The organism is Vibrio sp. 10N.222.46.A1 (genome assembly GCF_041473595.1).
Taxonomy (GTDB): domain Bacteria; phylum Pseudomonadota; class Gammaproteobacteria; order Enterobacterales; family Vibrionaceae; genus Vibrio; species Vibrio tasmaniensis_A.
On the sequence record NZ_JBFRSN010001190.1, the window covers coordinates 1 to 758 of the forward strand.

The 758-nt window shown below is 36.8% G+C and carries 1 protein-coding gene; it reads left to right on the forward strand.

Annotation, left to right across the window (positions count from 1 at the left end; genetic code table 11):
* Positions 1–362 precede the first annotated feature (362 nt).
* Positions 363–758, forward strand: a 396-nt coding sequence (locus AB4496_RS25115) for a DUF3391 domain-containing protein (protein ID WP_372132533.1), incomplete at its 3' end; no start/stop codon positions are given.

The window sequence follows — 758 nt, forward strand, 5'->3', positions numbered from 1 at the left end:
GATATGGGTTGACTCTAAAAAGCCACTGATTTCAGTGGCTTTTTTAATATCTAACGTTTTATCTTTTTATTAATAGGTGGCAACCTCCCTACCTCACCTCTTAAGTCACATCCACAATACAAAGTACTTTTCTACAGAGCCCTTTAGATAGACACTTCGATTAGAAAAGAACGCTTATTACTACACCACTGCCACTTAACCGTTGTAAACAATATCGCTAAGATCGAAGCATAACTCTGTGACATTTCGGCCTTTTGTTTTTAATTTCAGGTGTTTTGAGTAAATAAATCAACAATTTGACTAGATTCGTCGCGAAATTGGATTAGAATCACACTGTTTTTGACAACACTTAATTGAATTTAATGCAGTTCGACCTTAAAGACTCAGTAAAAATTTCCATAAACACATTGGTTGTGGGAATGTTTGTTACATCAATTCAGAAAAGTGAGCGTGTTTATTTATCTAACGCTGGACGCGTGTCTTCAAAAAAAGGAATTGATACATTAGTTAATAAAGGCATTAAGTATGTCTGGGTTGACAAGAAGCTCTCTGCTAAAGGTTGTAAATTTCACCCCGTTCCTGATGACGAAACGAGTGAGGAACAACAAAAGAGCAGTAAAAATTCTCCAAGTAAATTGGTCTCTCGAGAAGTAAGACAAAAAAATGCAGAGCGAATCATCCAAGAAGCGCGCGGTCTTGCTCAGAAAATTATTACGGCAACATTTGATTCGCATACGTTTGTTGCGGATGAACTGGAT